This is a genomic window from Neisseria perflava, assembly GCF_002863305.2.
GTDB classification, from domain to species: domain Bacteria; phylum Pseudomonadota; class Gammaproteobacteria; order Burkholderiales; family Neisseriaceae; genus Neisseria; species Neisseria perflava_A.
On sequence record NZ_CP136962.1, the window covers coordinates 2,028,209 to 2,044,030 of the forward strand.

12 protein-coding genes, 2 tRNA genes and 3 rRNA genes are annotated in these 15,822 nt (G+C 48.4%); 16 read left to right on the forward strand and 1 reads right to left on the reverse strand.

Features of this window, described 5'->3' with window-relative positions; translation table 11 throughout:
• Positions 1-20 precede the first annotated feature (20 nt).
• The 15 genes from proC (at position 21) to CYJ98_RS09520 (ending at position 13,542) form a co-directional block, all read left to right on the forward strand.
• Positions 21-818 (forward strand): pyrroline-5-carboxylate reductase, encoded by a 798-nt coding sequence (proC, locus tag CYJ98_RS09450; RefSeq protein WP_101755625.1) that lies wholly within the window; start codon positions 21-23, stop codon positions 816-818.
• Between the two features lie 2 nt (positions 819-820).
• Positions 821-1,378 carry a YggT family protein gene (locus CYJ98_RS09455; RefSeq protein ID WP_101755624.1) on the forward strand — a complete coding sequence of 186 codons (558 nt, stop codon included), beginning with the start codon at positions 821-823 and terminating at the stop codon, positions 1,376-1,378.
• A gap of 233 nt (positions 1,379-1,611) precedes the next feature.
• Positions 1,612-2,028, forward strand: a complete 417-nt coding sequence (dksA, locus tag CYJ98_RS09460; protein ID WP_004519243.1) for an RNA polymerase-binding protein DksA — start codon at positions 1,612-1,614, stop codon at positions 2,026-2,028.
• A 456-nt stretch (positions 2,029-2,484) separates the two neighbouring features.
• Positions 2,485-4,025, forward strand: a 16S ribosomal RNA gene (locus tag CYJ98_RS09465).
• A gap of 105 nt (positions 4,026-4,130) precedes the next feature.
• Positions 4,131-4,207, forward strand: a tRNA-Ile gene (locus tag CYJ98_RS09470).
• A gap of 5 nt (positions 4,208-4,212) precedes the next feature.
• A tRNA-Ala gene (locus CYJ98_RS09475) sits at positions 4,213-4,288 on the forward strand.
• Positions 4,289-4,636: 348 nt separating this feature from the next.
• Positions 4,637-7,525, forward strand: a 23S ribosomal RNA gene (locus CYJ98_RS09480).
• A 95-nt stretch (positions 7,526-7,620) separates the two neighbouring features.
• Positions 7,621-7,734 (forward strand): 5S ribosomal RNA (gene rrf / locus CYJ98_RS09485).
• The 16S, 23S and 5S rRNA genes sit together here with 2 tRNA genes alongside, the layout of an rRNA operon.
• Positions 7,735-8,117: 383 nt before the next feature.
• Complete coding sequence (locus CYJ98_RS09490) at positions 8,118-8,405, forward strand: ComEA family DNA-binding protein (RefSeq protein WP_070813709.1); 288 nt, start codon at positions 8,118-8,120, stop codon at positions 8,403-8,405.
• 179 nt (positions 8,406-8,584) lie between these two features.
• Positions 8,585-9,079, forward strand: a complete 495-nt coding sequence (locus CYJ98_RS09495) for a type IV pilin protein (RefSeq protein ID WP_244169028.1) — start codon at positions 8,585-8,587, stop codon at positions 9,077-9,079.
• Positions 9,080-10,003: 924 nt separating this feature from the next.
• The gene (gene pyrB, locus CYJ98_RS09500; protein ID WP_070813708.1) at positions 10,004-10,924 is read left to right on the forward strand and encodes an aspartate carbamoyltransferase; all 921 of its coding nucleotides are present in this window, start codon (positions 10,004-10,006) and stop codon (positions 10,922-10,924) included.
• A 10-nt stretch (positions 10,925-10,934) separates the two neighbouring features.
• The gene (gene pyrI, locus CYJ98_RS09505) at positions 10,935-11,393 is read left to right on the forward strand and encodes an aspartate carbamoyltransferase regulatory subunit (protein WP_070813707.1); all 459 of its coding nucleotides are present in this window, start codon (positions 10,935-10,937) and stop codon (positions 11,391-11,393) included.
• A gap of 192 nt (positions 11,394-11,585) precedes the next feature.
• Positions 11,586-12,251 (forward strand): hypothetical protein, encoded by a 666-nt coding sequence (locus CYJ98_RS09510; protein ID WP_101756376.1) that lies wholly within the window; start codon positions 11,586-11,588, stop codon positions 12,249-12,251.
• Positions 12,252-12,526: 275 nt separating this feature from the next.
• Positions 12,527-13,390, forward strand: coding sequence for a GNAT family N-acetyltransferase (locus CYJ98_RS09515; protein WP_070836923.1), 864 nt, complete (start codon positions 12,527-12,529; stop codon positions 13,388-13,390).
• A 23-nt stretch (positions 13,391-13,413) separates the two neighbouring features.
• Entirely contained in the window at positions 13,414-13,542 is a 129-nt protein-coding gene (locus tag CYJ98_RS09520; protein WP_269208304.1) for a hypothetical protein, read from the forward strand.
• Positions 13,543-13,607: 65 nt separating this feature from the next.
• Here CYJ98_RS09520 and CYJ98_RS09525 read toward each other — a convergent pair whose 3' ends face one another.
• Positions 13,608-14,111 (reverse strand): hypothetical protein, encoded by a 504-nt coding sequence (locus CYJ98_RS09525; protein ID WP_101756375.1) that lies wholly within the window; start codon positions 14,109-14,111, stop codon positions 13,608-13,610.
• Between the two features lie 213 nt (positions 14,112-14,324).
• Between CYJ98_RS09525 and pyk the strand changes: the two genes are divergently transcribed.
• Positions 14,325-15,797 carry a pyruvate kinase gene (pyk, locus tag CYJ98_RS09530; protein ID WP_063075686.1) on the forward strand — a complete coding sequence of 491 codons (1,473 nt, stop codon included), beginning with the start codon at positions 14,325-14,327 and terminating at the stop codon, positions 15,795-15,797.
• The last annotated feature ends 25 nt before the right edge of the window (positions 15,798-15,822 follow it).

Genomic DNA, 15,822 nt, shown 5'->3' on the forward strand with positions numbered 1-15,822 from the left:
CACAAAGGAGTAACATATATATGAATATCTATTTTCTTGGCGGCGGCAATATGGCGACTGCCATTGCAGGCGGTTTGGTCAAACAAGACGGCTATCGTGTCCACATTGTCGAACGCGGCGCCGAAAGACGGGCGCAACTGGTGCAAGAATTGGGCGTAGCCACTTCTGAAAATCTGCCCGAATTGAGTGAGGACGACATCCTCATTCTCGCCGTCAAACCGCAAGACATGCAGGCAGCCTGTCAAAACATCCGTTTAAATGGTGCGCTGGTGTTGTCCGTAGCGGCAGGTTTGTCCATCGATACCCTCAGCCATTATCTGGGTGGCACACGCCGTATCGTACGCATCATGCCCAATACGCCGGCCAAAATCGGTTTGGGCGTATCCGGTATGTTTGCCGATGCAAGTGTTTCAGAAACCGACCGTGCCGCTGCAGACGGCATCATGCGCTCTGTCGGTACAACCGTTTGGCTGAACGAGGAAGAGCAACTCCACAATATTACCGGCATCAGCGGCAGCGGCCCCGCCTATGTTTTCTATCTGTTGGGCGCTCTCCAAAATGCGGCCTTAGCACAAGGTTTCAATGAGCAAGACGCACGCGAACTGAGCCTTGCTACATTTAAAGGCGCAGTGGCTTTGGCCGAACAAACCGGCGAAGCATTCGCACAATTACAGCAAAACGTAACTTCCAAAGGCGGCACGACACACGAAGCCATCGAAACCTTCAAAGTCCGTCACGTTGCCGAAGCCATCGAACAGGGTGTAGAAGCCTGCGTCAAACGTTCGCAAGAAATGGCGCAACAATATAAGGCCGTCTGAACATGCGCGGCGACTTGCTCCTATTATTGGCAGACGCTATTGCCATCCTGTGTATCACGCGCTTTTTGCTCCGATACGCAGGATTGGCAGCAGAACAACCCCTGCTCAAATTCAGCATACAGGCAACAGGCTGGCTGACCAAACCTTGGCAAAAAGCATTTCCATCCGGCGAGAAAACCGATTGGTACTGCCTGCCTTCAGGTTTTCTGGTGTACTACCTTGCCTGTACCGCCATTATTTTCATCTCGCCGGCGCTGTCCATCAGCAATAAGCTGATTTTGGCAAACTTCTGGTTTGCCGCGCTCCATATGCTGAAAGCCGCGGCTTATACATTACTTATTGGTCTGATTATTAGAATGGTGTTCAGTATACAGGGCCGCTATTCGCCGTTGACTTATGCCATCGAACGAATCTTGCAGCCATTGCTCAAACCGTTTTCCTTCTTACGCGTAGGACGATACGATTTTTCAGGCAGTTTATTGGCACTCTTATTATGGTTGTGGCTGGCCCGATGGTTTCCCCAACTTATCCAGCAAACCAACCTATGGTTGCTTCAATAGGCCGTCTGAAAGCGCAGCAGGTATTAACGACCAAAAATACAACGTCCTAAAAAGCGCTTTAATACATTTAGGTGTAAGGTAGTGCAAAAAAGTGCAAATCGAAATATAAAGAACAAATGAATAGGTAAAACATGATATGATTCGCCCAATTTCCAAAACGGAAATTCAAGAAAACCCAATAAAAGCAAACCCGTAGCATCCAAATCATTAACAACAAACCGAAAGCAGACACCATGGCAAAGCTGACAGAACAAGATATTTTAAACTGGGATGGTCCTGAAGAGGACTACATGAACAGCGACCAATTGGCCTTCTTCCGCGAACTACTGGTTAAAATGCAAGAAGAGCTGATTGAAAATGCAAACACCACTACCGGCCATCTTCAAGAGCACGAATCCGCTCCCGATCCTGCTGATCGAGCTACTCAAGAAGAAGAATACGCTTTAGAACTGCGCACCCGCGATCGTGAGCGTAAACTTCTCAATAAAGTGCAAGCGACTCTCCGCAGCATTGACGAAGGTGATTACGGTTTCTGTGCCGATACCGGCGAACCCATCGGCCTCAAACGCCTGCTGGCACGTCCGACCGCGACATTGTCCGTAGAAGCGCAAGAGCGCCGCGAACGAATGAAAAAACAGTTCGCCGACTAAGAATATAAAGATAGAAACCTCAAAAGGCCGTCTGAAAGAGCATTTCAGACGGCCTTTAGTTTGTATTTTTTGTATGTTTGGATTGTGTAGAAAGGTTGTTGGAGTTTTTTTATAAAATAAAAACCCTGTTAAAACAGGGTGGTGGTTAAATTTCTAGAAATAATTTTGCGAAAGGTGTTGACTGGTTTTGTTGGGAGGCGTATAGTTCGGTTCTTCGCTGCTGACGCGGTGAAGAAAACGAAGCAGACAGTATAACACAGTTAGTTAGAATTTTCGATAATTTTAGTTGACATTTGCTAAATGTACTGTATAATTCGATTCGCTCTTTAAAAAACAGATTACCGATAAGTGTGAGTGCATTAGGCCTCACACTGTTTAAAAGACAGACAAGATAATGTTTTAGACATTGTCCTGTCGGTTTCTTTGAAGCAGACCAGAAGTTATAAGTTAGAGATTGAACATAAGAGTTTGATCCTGGCTCAGATTGAACGCTGGCGGCATGCTTTACACATGCAAGTCGGACGGCAGCACAGAGAAGCTTGCTTCTTGGGTGGCGAGTGGCGAACGGGTGAGTAATATATCGGAACGTACCGAGTAATGGGGGATAACTAATCGAAAGATTAGCTAATACCGCATATTCTCTGAGGAGGAAAGCAGGGGACCTTCGGGCCTTGCGTTATTCGAGCGGCCGATATCTGATTAGCTAGTTGGTGGGGTAAAGGCCTACCAAGGCGACGATCAGTAGCGGGTCTGAGAGGATGATCCGCCACACTGGGACTGAGACACGGCCCAGACTCCTACGGGAGGCAGCAGTGGGGAATTTTGGACAATGGGCGCAAGCCTGATCCAGCCATGCCGCGTGTCTGAAGAAGGCCTTCGGGTTGTAAAGGACTTTTGTCAGGGAAGAAAAGGCTGTTGCTAATACCGACAGCTGATGACGGTACCTGAAGAATAAGCACCGGCTAACTACGTGCCAGCAGCCGCGGTAATACGTAGGGTGCGAGCGTTAATCGGAATTACTGGGCGTAAAGCGAGCGCAGACGGTTACTTAAGCAGGATGTGAAATCCCCGGGCTCAACCTGGGAACTGCGTTCTGAACTGGGTGACTAGAGTGTGTCAGAGGGAGGTAGAATTCCACGTGTAGCAGTGAAATGCGTAGAGATGTGGAGGAATACCGATGGCGAAGGCAGCCTCCTGGGATAACACTGACGTTCATGCTCGAAAGCGTGGGTAGCAAACAGGATTAGATACCCTGGTAGTCCACGCCCTAAACGATGTCAATTAGCTGTTGGGCAACTTGATTGCTTAGTAGCGTAGCTAACGCGTGAAATTGACCGCCTGGGGAGTACGGTCGCAAGATTAAAACTCAAAGGAATTGACGGGGACCCGCACAAGCGGTGGATGATGTGGATTAATTCGATGCAACGCGAAGAACCTTACCTGGTCTTGACATGTACGGAATCCTCCAGAGACGGAGGAGTGCCTTCGGGAACCGTAACACAGGTGCTGCATGGCTGTCGTCAGCTCGTGTCGTGAGATGTTGGGTTAAGTCCCGCAACGAGCGCAACCCTTGTCATTAGTTGCCATCATTTAGTTGGGCACTCTAATGAGACTGCCGGTGACAAGCCGGAGGAAGGTGGGGATGACGTCAAGTCCTCATGGCCCTTATGACCAGGGCTTCACACGTCATACAATGGTCGGTACAGAGGGTAGCCAAGCCGCGAGGTGGAGCCAATCTCACAAAACCGATCGTAGTCCGGATTGCACTCTGCAACTCGAGTGCATGAAGTCGGAATCGCTAGTAATCGCAGGTCAGCATACTGCGGTGAATACGTTCCCGGGTCTTGTACACACCGCCCGTCACACCATGGGAGTGGGGGATACCAGAAGTAGGTAGGGTAACCGCAAGGAGCCCGCTTACCACGGTATGCTTCATGACTGGGGTGAAGTCGTAACAAGGTAGCCGTAGGGGAACCTGCGGCTGGATCACCTCCTTTCTAGAGAAAGAAGAGGTCTGATGCATTCACACTTATCGGTAAACTGTAAAAGATGCGGAAGAGAAAAGCTTGAGTGAAGACAAGATTCGCTTAAGAAGAGAATCCGGGTTTGTAGCTCAGCTGGTTAGAGCACACGCTTGATAAGCGTGGGGTCGGAGGTTCAAGTCCTCCCAGACCCACCAAGAACGGGGGCATAGCTCAGTTGGTAGAGCACCTGCTTTGCAAGCAGGGGGTCATCGGTTCGATCCCGTTTGCCTCCACCAAGAACTTTACAAATCAAAGGAAGCCTGCTATACTTAGCAGCTTATTTTGATTTGCGAAGTGAAATATCGACGCATCGATCTTTAACAAATTGGAAAGCCGAAATCAACAAACAAAGACAATGAGTTTGTTTTGATTTTTTGTTCTTTGCAAAGGATAAAAAATCTCTCGCAAGAGAAAAGAAAACAAACACAGTATTTGGGTGATGATTGTATCGACTTAATCCTGAAACACAAAAGGCAGGATTAAGACACAACAAAGTAGTAAGCTTTATCAAAGTAGGAATTTCAAGTTTGCTTCCCTAGTCAACGGGTAGGCAAACGAAGTCAAAGAGGTTCTTGAAATGATAGAGTCAAGTGAATAAGTGCATCAGGTGGATGCCTTGGCGATGATAGGCGACGAAGGACGTGTAAGCCTGCGAAAAGCGTGGGGGAGCTGGCAATAAAGCTATGATCCCGCGATGTCCGAATGGGGAAACCCACCTCTTAGGAGGTATCCTTATCTGAATACATAGGATAAGCGAAGCGAACCCGGAGAACTGAACCATCTAAGTACCCGGAGGAAAAGAAATCAACCGAGATTCCGCAAGTAGTGGCGAGCGAACGCGGAGGAGCCTGTACGTAATAACTGTCGAGATAGAAGAACAAGCTGGGAAGCTTGACCATAGTGGGTGATAGTCCCGTATTCGAAATCTCAACAGTGGTACTAAGCGTACGAAAAGTAGGGCGGGACACGTGAAATCCTGTCTGAATATGGGGGGACCATCCTCCAAGGCTAAATACTCATCATCGACCGATAGTGAACCAGTACCGTGAGGGAAAGGCGAAAAGAACCCCGGGAGGGGAGTGAAATAGAACCTGAAACCTGATGCATACAAACAGTGGGAGCACCCTTGTGGTGTGACTGCGTACCTTTTGTATAATGGGTCAACGACTTACATTCAGTAGCGAGCTTAACCGAATAGGGGAGGCGTAGGGAAACCGAGTCTTAATAGGGCGAACAGTTGCTGGGTGTAGACCCGAAACCGAGTGATCTATCCATGGCCAGGTTGAAGGTGCCGTAACAGGTACTGGAGGACCGAACCCACGCATGTTGCAAAATGCGGGGATGAGCTGTGGATAGGGGTGAAAGGCTAAACAAACTCGGAGATAGCTGGTTCTCCCCGAAAACTATTTAGGTAGTGCCTCGAGCAAGACACTGATGGGGGTAAAGCACTGTTATGGCTAGGGGGTTATTGCAACTTACCAACCCATGGCAAACTAAGAATACCATCAAGTGGTTCCTCGGGAGACAGACAGCGGGTGCTAACGTCCGTTGTCAAGAGGGAAACAACCCAGACCGCCAGCTAAGGTCCCAAATGATAGATTAAGTGGTAAACGAAGTGGGAAGGCCCAGACAGCCAGGATGTTGGCTTAGAAGCAGCCATCATTTAAAGAAAGCGTAATAGCTCACTGGTCGAGTCGTCCTGCGCGGAAGATGTAACGGGGCTCAAATCTATAACCGAAGCTGCGGATGCCAGTTTACTGGCATGGTAGGGGAGCGTTCTGTAGGCCGATGAAGGTGCATTGTAAAGTGTGCTGGAGGTATCAGAAGTGCGAATGTTGACATGAGTAGCGATAAAGCGGGTGAAAAGCCCGCTCGCCGAAAGCCCAAGGTTTCCTACGCAACGTTCATCGGCGTAGGGTGAGTCGGCCCCTAAGGCGAGGCAGAAATGCGTAGTCGATGGGAAACAGGTTAATATTCCTGTACTTGATTCAAATGCGATGTGGGGACGGAGAAGGTTAGGTTAGCAAGCTGTTGGAATAGCTTGTTTAAGCCGGTAGGTGGAAGACTTAGGCAAATCCGGGTCTTCTTAACACCGAGAAGTGACGACGAGTGTCTACGGACATGAAGTAACCGATACCACGCTTCCAGGAAAAGCCACTAAGCTTCAGTTTGAATTGAACCGTACCGCAAACCGACACAGGTGGGCAGGATGAGAATTCTAAGGCGCTTGAGAGAACTCGGGAGAAGGAACTCGGCAAATTGATACCGTAACTTCGGGAGAAGGTATGCCCTCTAAGGTTAAGGACTTGCTCCGTAAGCCCTGGAGGGTCGCAGAGAATAGGTGGCTGCGACTGTTTATTAAAAACACAGCACTCTGCTAACACGAAAGTGGACGTATAGGGTGTGACGCCTGCCCGGTGCTGGAAGGTTAATTGAAGATGTGCAAGCATCGGATCGAAGCCCCAGTAAACGGCGGCCGTAACTATAACGGTCCTAAGGTAGCGAAATTCCTTGTCGGGTAAGTTCCGACCCGCACGAATGGCGTAACGATGGCCACACTGTCTCCTCCCGAGACTCAGCGAAGTTGAAGTGGTTGTGAAGATGCAATCTACCCGCTGCTAGACGGAAAGACCCCGTGAACCTTTACTGTAGCTTTGCATTGGACTTTGAAGTCACTTGTGTAGGATAGGTGGGAGGCTTTGAAGCAGAGACGCCAGTCTCTGTGGAGCCGTCCTTGAAATACCACCCTGGTGTCTTTGAGGTTCTAACCCAGACCCGTAATCCGGGTCGGGGACCGTGCATGGTAGGCAGTTTGACTGGGGCGGTCTCCTCCCAAAGAGTAACGGAGGAGTTCGAAGGTTACCTAGGTCCGGTCGGAAATCGGACTGATAGTGCAATGGCAAAAGGTAGCTTAACTGCGAGACCGACAAGTCGAGCAGGTGCGAAAGCAGGACATAGTGATCCGGTGGTTCTGTATGGAAGGGCCATCGCTCAACGGATAAAAGGTACTCCGGGGATAACAGGCTGATTCCGCCCAAGAGTTCATATCGACGGCGGAGTTTGGCACCTCGATGTCGGCTCATCACATCCTGGGGCTGTAGTCGGTCCCAAGGGTATGGCTGTTCGCCATTTAAAGTGGTACGTGAGCTGGGTTTAAAACGTCGTGAGACAGTTTGGTCCCTATCTGCAGTGGGCGTTGGAAGTTTGACGGGGGCTGCTCCTAGTACGAGAGGACCGGAGTGGACGAACCTCTGGTGTACCGGTTGTAACGCCAGTTGCATAGCCGGGTAGCTAAGTTCGGAAGAGATAAGCGCTGAAAGCATCTAAGCGCGAAACTCGCCTGAAGATGAGACTTCCCTTGTGGTTTAACCACACTAAAGAGTCGTTCGAGACCAGGACGTTGATAGGTGGGGTGTGGAAGCGCGGTAACGCGTGAAGCTAACCCATACTAATTGCTCGTGAGGCTTGACTCTATCATTTGAAGAACTTCAAAGATAAAAGCTTACTGACTGATTCAGTCATCACCATTTATACTGATTAAGGCTTTACCGATTTGTAACAGTTTAAGTTTGGCGGCCATAGCGAGTTGGTCCCACGCCTTCCCATCCCGAACAGGACCGTGAAACGACTCAGCGCCGATGATAGTGTGGTTCTTCCATGTGAAAGTAGGTCACCGCCAAACACCCATTCCGAAGCCCCCGACTGATGTCGGGGGCTTTTTACATGCCTGTCGTTTCTGTCGGTTTGATGATAGGAGGTAGGGTAATGGGTGCATCTTTATGAACCGATACCCATTCCGATGCCTATTGAGTGTTCGTGTATTCTTGTTGTTTAAATTAAGGGATGATAATCCTGTTGTTATTCTTGAACAAAAGTACTGAAAGTTATAGTTAACTGTTTAGAATATTTGAAATAAAACGATATTTGCGTTAATATGGCGTAAGCATTTATGCGGGTATGGGCTGTTGCCCTATCTGCGTATGTGACAGTGTTTACCGCTTGGGATAAAACTATTCGGTAGACTTTATGACTGATTCAATCAAATATGTTATGGGAAAAAATCTGATGAAGAAATTTTTATTTGGTGCATTTGCCGCCGTCTGTGCAGCATTCTCTTTGGCCGCCGTGAACATCAATACCGCATCTTCTGCCGAACTGGAGGCTTTGCCGGGTATCGGCCCGGCTAAGGCGAAGGCGATTGTGGAATACCGTCAGAAGAACGGTACGTTCAAATCGGTGGAGGAGCTGAAAAACGTGAAGGGTATCGGTGATGCGGTGCTGAACAAGTTGAAGGCGGAGGCGACGGTTTCTTCTGCCGCACCTAAAGCCGCACAGCCTGCCGTGAAAAAATAAGCCTGACTCTGCCTGTATGCCGCCCCGAGGACGAACCGTTTGCCGGTTCCGGCTGACGGGCGGCTTTGTATGGGGCAGTGGGAATGAAGACTTGGACCAGTGGAGACTTTAGATTGGGTGAAGGGATAAACGGATAGTCTCTTGTTGGATAGGGTATAAAAGATAAAGGGAATAAAGATATGTACTTAAAAACATTTGACGGAAAACGGAATGGGGCAACTGTGCAGAGAGGCTACTCATTGGTACAGCTGTTGGTGGTGATGCTGCTGGTTTCGATATTGGCGACGGTGGCATTGACCGCCTATCGGGAGTCAGTCCGTTCGGCCAACTTGCGTGCGGCTCATGCCGCGCTGCTGGAAAATGCGCGCTTTATGGAGCAGTTCTATGCGAAAAAGGGCAGCTTTAAGCTGACGTCGACGAAGTGGCCGGAGCTACCGGTAAAGGAGGCGGGCGGTTTCTGTATCAGGATGAGCGGTCAAGCTAAGGGTATCTTGGAGGGAAAGTTTACCTTGAAGGCGGTGGCGCTGGATAGGGAGGCGGAGCCGAGGGTGCTGCGCTTGAACGAGTCGCTGACGGCGGTGGTGTGCGGGAAGATGAAAGTGAAGGGCAGCTGTAGGGACGGTGAGGAGATATTTAGGGGCAATGATGCGGAGTGTAAGCCTTTTATGGGGTAGAAATCTGATCGAAAGGGAGGAAGCGGATAAAGAAAAGGATGTGGGGGGGCACGTCCTTTGGGCGATCGTTTCAGATTCTAAGTCCAAATACGATCTGATTATCTATTAATTTCAACCTATTTGTCATTTCAAATAACTGAGTATTTTTGATTATAGTATCTTATGCTGACACCATAACCAGCTGGCGTAAGAAACACTCTAGCCGAACTACTGGAACTGATTAACGGCAAATCGATCGAAACAGGCTTAAAAGTAGAGAAAGCAACCATTGCTATTATTGTCAACATTATTCAGACGGCCAGTGGCAAGTGTGGATGACAAAGGACAAGGAAGCACAAACCAAGTAATGATACCTTGCTGGGTAAGGAAAGACGGCTAATACAGACGGGTCACAAACAATATACCCGTACCGATACTGAAGGCTATATTAAGAAATTGCATATTACTACCACTACTGCCCATGAGTGCAAATACCAATTACCTTTTAAAAGCTTTGGTACTTTTCATCGTAAATCGGGCTGGTAGCCTATTATGCTCTAGGTAAATAAGTACGCAAAGCCATTTGAAAGCAATGTGTTTGAACCTGTTGAAAGCCATTAAGTCTGTTTGTCTCTAAAAAGTAGTCTGAATGATGTTAGATTGTGAGTATTTAGAAAAGATAAATAGGGTATCTGGAACAGAAACAGCCGAATCCCTGTGTTTGGTTTTCAGCTGTTGAGTATGGGACTATTTTGTAAATGTCTCAGGCCATCTGAAAACTTGAAAGAAGCAGCCGTCTGTTAAATATGAGATAATGCAGAAGATTTCATGGGTGTGATAGAAACATGGTTGTGATTGTCCGATGGGGATGATGTCGGGCAGTGATGGAATCGGTTTGCTTGAAACGCCCGCCTGTTGCGGGCTTTTTTATGGGAAGGAATGGTCATGCCTAATCCGCTTTATCGGCAACATATTATTTCAATTTCAGATTTGACGACGGAGCAGCTCGAATTACTGCTTCAGACGGCCTTGAAGTTGAAAAAGCAGCCTCGTGAAGATTTGCTTGAAGGCAAATTGATTGGTTCGTGCTTTTTTGAACCGTCCACTCGTACGCGTTTGTCTTTTGAAACGGCGGTACAGCGTTTGGGTGGGAAAGTTATCGGTTTTTCCGATGGTGCGAATACCAGCGCGAAAAAGGGTGAAACGCTTGCAGATACTGCGAGGATTATTTCCAGCTATACGGATGCGATTATTCAGCGACACCCGAAAGACGGTGCGGCCCGTGTGGCGGCTGAATTTTCGAGCGTACCTGTGATTAATGCCGGCGATGGTACCAACCAACATCCGAGCCAGACGCTTTTGGATTTGGTAACGATTTATGAAACACAAGGCAGTTTAAGCAATTTGAAAATTGCGATGGCCGGCGATTTAAAATATGGCCGTACGGTACATTCATTATGTCAGGCGCTGAAGCGTTGGGGTTGTGAATTTGCGTTTGTTTCCCCTCCTAGCTTGGCGATGCCGGACTATATCACTGAAGAACTGGAAGAGGCCGGGTGTCCTTATCAAATTTTGCCCGACTTGGAAGAAGCGGTCGAATGGGCGGATATTTTGTACATGACCCGCGTTCAGCGCGAACGTTTTGATGAGCAGGAATTTGCCAAAATCCAGGGTAAATTCAATCTTGATGCGTCAATGTTGGCAAATGCCAAACCCAATTTGCGCGTCTTGCATCCTTTACCGAGGGTAGATGAAATTCATCCGAATGTGGATAAAACACCTCATGCCTATTATTTTGAACAGGCAACCAATGGTGTGTATGCACGGATGGCGATTTTATCTTTGGTATTGAACGAAGAAGTTTAAGGAGCGAAAGATGGAAAACTCAAAACTTAGCGTTGAAGCGATTGAACAAGGTACGGTAATTGACCATATTCCTGCCGGTAAAGGCTTGGCCATTCTAAGGCAATTTAAGCTGCTGCATTATGGCAGCGCGGTTACGGTCGGCTTTAATTTGCCCAGCAAAACGCAGGGAAGCAAAGACATTATCAAAGTCAGCGGCGTATGGTTGGATGCCAATGCGGCTAACCGTTTGGCTTTATTTGCCCCTGAAGCAGTGGTAAACAAAATCGATCAGTTTAAAGTAATCGACAAACAGCATTTGTCATTGCCGGAGGAAATTTCGGAAGTGTTCCGCTGCCCGAATACCAATTGTGCCAGTCATGGCGAGCCGGTCATCAGCCGCTTTTATGTCCGTTCACATAATGGTCAGACGCGTTTGAAATGCCATTATTGCGAAAAAACCTTCTCGCGTGATTCGGTTGCCGAAGCCTGATAAAAATCTCAGGCCGTCTGAAAACACGGCTGTGCGGTTTGAGTTGTCTGCTTGATACATCAGTTTCATAAAAAGCAAGATATTAAGCAAATTGCGTTAAAATTACGTTAAAATAATGCCTTCTGAGTTAATGACATCATTTGCTCAAAAGGCATTATTTTTTATAACACGATACGAAATGTAGGAAAACTTATGCACTCATCCATACTAAGCCGGTTTGCCCCAATTTTATACGTCTTGATTTTCTTTGCCGGATTTTTGGCAGCACAAGTTTGGTTTAATCAGCAAGCCTATTTGACCAACCTTCCCCTTTTAGTCACTGCCATTTCTGCCGTTGCATTGGTTTGGTTGATTTGGGCTGTCGTCTCTGCGCGATCCAAAGCAAAAAGCAAGATGTTGCACCGTGAGCAGCTGATTCAAAAAGAAAGCATTCATCCTGTTTTGCATGCGACGTTGCAACGTTCTGACGGGCAAACAGATTTATTGGTTTTGGTTGTCCGCAATAGCGGTAAGGGCTTGGCGAAGAATGTGCGTTTTGAGGCAGAGCCTTTGCCGGATCACTTGCCGAGCAAGCTGGTTGCCGATGCAGTTATGCGCTTGGAGATGTTTTCTGGCGGCGTGGATATGCTGGCATCGGGTGAATTGTATGGTGGCGTGTTTGCAAGCATGTTGGCGCTTGCTGCCGAATTGCCGGATCAGACATTTGGCGGCGTGTTGAAACTGAAGGCCACTTATGAAAATGCCTTTGGCGATCAATGCACTTCTGAAAGCGTCTTGGATTTGAGCATATTGAATTTCAATTTGTCAGAAATTAAATCCAATGGCGAGCAAAAGCCCCGCAAGAAATTGTTGTATTGATATTCAAAATATGCAGGCCGTCTGAAACTGAAATACTTGTTTTCAGACGGCCTGTTGTTATTTTTCAAATGATTTTTGAAGAAAAAGAGGCGTATCGGGTATAATAATCAAAGAATTCGAAACGGATTGTCAGGATCGGCAAGCTGTCTCATCATTGTCGTATTTCAAAACCTTACTGATATTTTTTCAATAATCTGTTGCTATGTATCGGAACTTTTTCTGATGTTGGCACTGGCGAAATATTCCTTCAGCCATTTACTCTCAGGAAGCTGCTTATGTTAGTGTGTAATCCTTATGAAGTTGTGATCCATGGTACGACCAGCAAAGGCAAGATTTTCCGACCAAGCGACTGGGCGGAGCGCCTGTGCGGTATTTTGTCTTCCTTCACCAAAGACAACCGCCTTTCCTATTCGAATTGGGTGCGCCCGATTTTGGTGGACAATGTCCGTTGTGTGGCAGTCGATAAAAAACTGGAAGAAGACAATCCGCAAATGTTCCGTTTCTTGATGGACTTTGCGGCGGATAATGATTTGCGCGTGATTGACTGCAAAGCCTTACTCAAAGAGCAAGAAAGCAAGCAGCAGGGCGAAGTGCCGGTCGAGCGCGTTTTGTTGGCGCAGGCGATTGAAGAAAAGCACGCCGCCGAGCGTGCGGAAGCGGCCGATACCCAGCCCGAGCCTCAAGCTGCCGCGCCTGTGGTCGGCGTATTGCGTGAAATTCCGCCGGAAGAAACTGCGACCGCTTTTGCGGCATTGAGCATTTTGCGTTCTTCTTTGACCGATATTCACCGTTTTGTCGAACAAATCAACGAGCATCAGCGTAAAACCGGCTACCGCCTGCTGGGCATTTTTGAAGAAGGCAAACAAAATGCCGTAGCCGTATGCGGTTTCCATGCCGCGTACAATTTGGCCAGCGGTTACCACATCCATATTGACGACATCGTAACCATGCCTCAATGCCGCCAAAAAGGCTATGCTTCGCGCTTGTTGGAAGAAGTACGCAAAATCGGTGCGGAAACCGGCGCAACCAAAATCCATCTGAATGTCCATGTGAACCATGACCGCGCAGATGCGCATCGTCTCTACTTCAAAAACGGATTTGAAATTTGCGCCTACCATTTCCGTTGCGATCCGAAATAATGGTTGTAGAAAGAGGGAATCCCATGTTGAAGATTTTGACTGCGGCTGTTTTGGCACTGAGTTTGGCGGCTTGCGCATCAGGCAGCGGGCAAGGCAGCTCGCAAATGTATGGTGAGATTAAGGCCGGTGTAGAAACCAGCCATCAACGTTGAGGCATATAATGACAAGGCCGTCTGAAATAGGTTTTTCTGTTTCAGACGGCCTTTTTGCAGCTTGATTAGAGGGTAGCGGAGGCATCGTCGGTGGCAACAGTCCGATGCAGGCGATACCAATTGTACAGGCGCAAGATGCACAAGAAAGCAATAATGGGCATGCAGGCTGCGGTAACCAGATAACGCGGGTTGCTGAAGTTTAAAACATTGCGGCCGGATAGCAGCGACAAAGCGGCATGCAACCATTCCCACAAAGACGAAATGCTGAATGCCAAAACAGCCAACAGACCGAGGGTTCGGAAAATACCGATGGGCAGGATTTGTCGGCGTAATACGGCGCGGTTGAGTTGGAACAAAACAATCAAACCGAAGCCGATGATGCAGACCATGCCGCCGTTGGCGATGATTTGCAGGCTGTTGAAGGCGATGTCGGGCGTAACGGAAAGCGTGCCGGACTGGTTAGATGCAGTTTGTTGCAAGTTTAAGCCTTGCATCACATTCAGGACGAAACCGTAGATCAGGTCGGCCAAAACGATGCCGATGGGTAGCGGAGTCAAAAAACGTTTCATGGATCAGTTGAGTATTCTATTAGTATGAGGGAGGCCGTCTGAAAATCAAAAATGACGACGTGAGAGTGTATTGTATCTGATAGAAAAGTAGGTTAATGTAAAAATAAATTTAGTTTAAGTCAGAAAATAATGTAATTTTACGCCAACATTATTGTATTAAGCGTACAATCTCCCTCATTATCAAACGTGGAATCAACAGGAAAGGACGTTTACATGAGCGAATTGCAACGTGATTTAACCCGTATCAGTCACAATACCAAAATTGTCGCCACATTGGGTCCGGGCAGCAACAATGTGCAATTGTTGGAAGACATGATCCGTGTCGGCGGTCTTAATGTCGTCCGTTTCAATTTCAGTCACGGTACTCCGGAGTTCCATGAAGAAAATGCCCGCATCGTGCGCGAAGCTGCGAAACGCGCAGGTCAGGAAGTGGCGATTCTTGCCGACTTGCAAGGGCCTAAAATCCGTGTTGGTAAAATTGCCGGCGGCAGCATCGAGCTGAATAAAGATGAAACCTTAATTTTGGATGCCGCGCTTGAAGGTGAAGGCACACGCGAAGCGGTGGGTTTGGACTACCGCGATTTGCCGAATGACGTCGTTGCCGGCGATGTTTTATGGCTGGATGACGGCCTGTTGACTTTGACCGTTGAGGCGGTTGAAGGAAGTAAGATTATTACAAGAGTTGAAAACAGCCATGTGCTGAAAAGTAATAAAGGTATTAACAAACGTGGTGGCGGCCTGTCTGCCGGCGCGTTGACAGAAAAAGACTTCCGCGACCTGAAAACGGCGATTGCCATCGGTTGCGACTACTTGGCCATCAGCTTTGTGAAATCTGCCGAAGATTTGCACATCGCACGCGCCAAAGTTGAAGAAGAAATGAAAGGAAGTACAGCCGTACGCCCAGGTTTGGTTTCCAAAATCGAGCGCGTAGAAGCCATTGAAAATCTGGACGAAATCATCCTCGCCAGCGACGGTATTATGGTTGCCCGAGGCGACTTGGCAGTGGAAGTCGGCCATGCTGCCGTTCCTGCCCTGCAAAAACGCATGATCCGCCGTGCCCGCGAGTTGCGCCGCTTCAGCATTACCGCGACCCAAATGATGGAATCCATGATTACCAACCCCGTACCGACCCGCGCCGAAGTGAGCGACGTGGCAAACGCGGTGTTGGATGGCACCGATGCGGTGATGTGTTCCGCCGAAACCGCTGTCGGCGCATACCCGTTTGAAACCGTCAGCCAAATGGCGATTATCTGCGCGGCAGCCGAAAAAGAGCAGGACTCGCTCAACGGCGTTGCCGAACAAGTCGAGTATCCCGAAGCCGTCAGCACCAACTTGGCGATTGCCGGCGGCGCAGTCGGCGTAGCGCGTGCGGTTCACGCTAAAGCGATTGTCGCCCTGACCGAAAGCGGCTCAACCGCCTTCGAAATCAGCCGCCACAACATCACCTTGCCGATTTTCGCCCTGACTCCGAGCATTTCCGCCCAACGCCGCATGGCAATGTATCGCGGCGTGCGTCCGATGATTTTGGCGACCAGTACCGACCACGATACTGCGCTGAACGAAGTGGAAGCTGTGTTGGTCGAACACCAAATTCTGTGTTCCGGCGACCAATACATCATTACAAGCGGCTCGAAAATGCGCGAATCCGGTTCGACCAACACATTGGAAGTGTTGCAAGTCAAATAATCGAATCAAGGTTAACTAAGTGGAA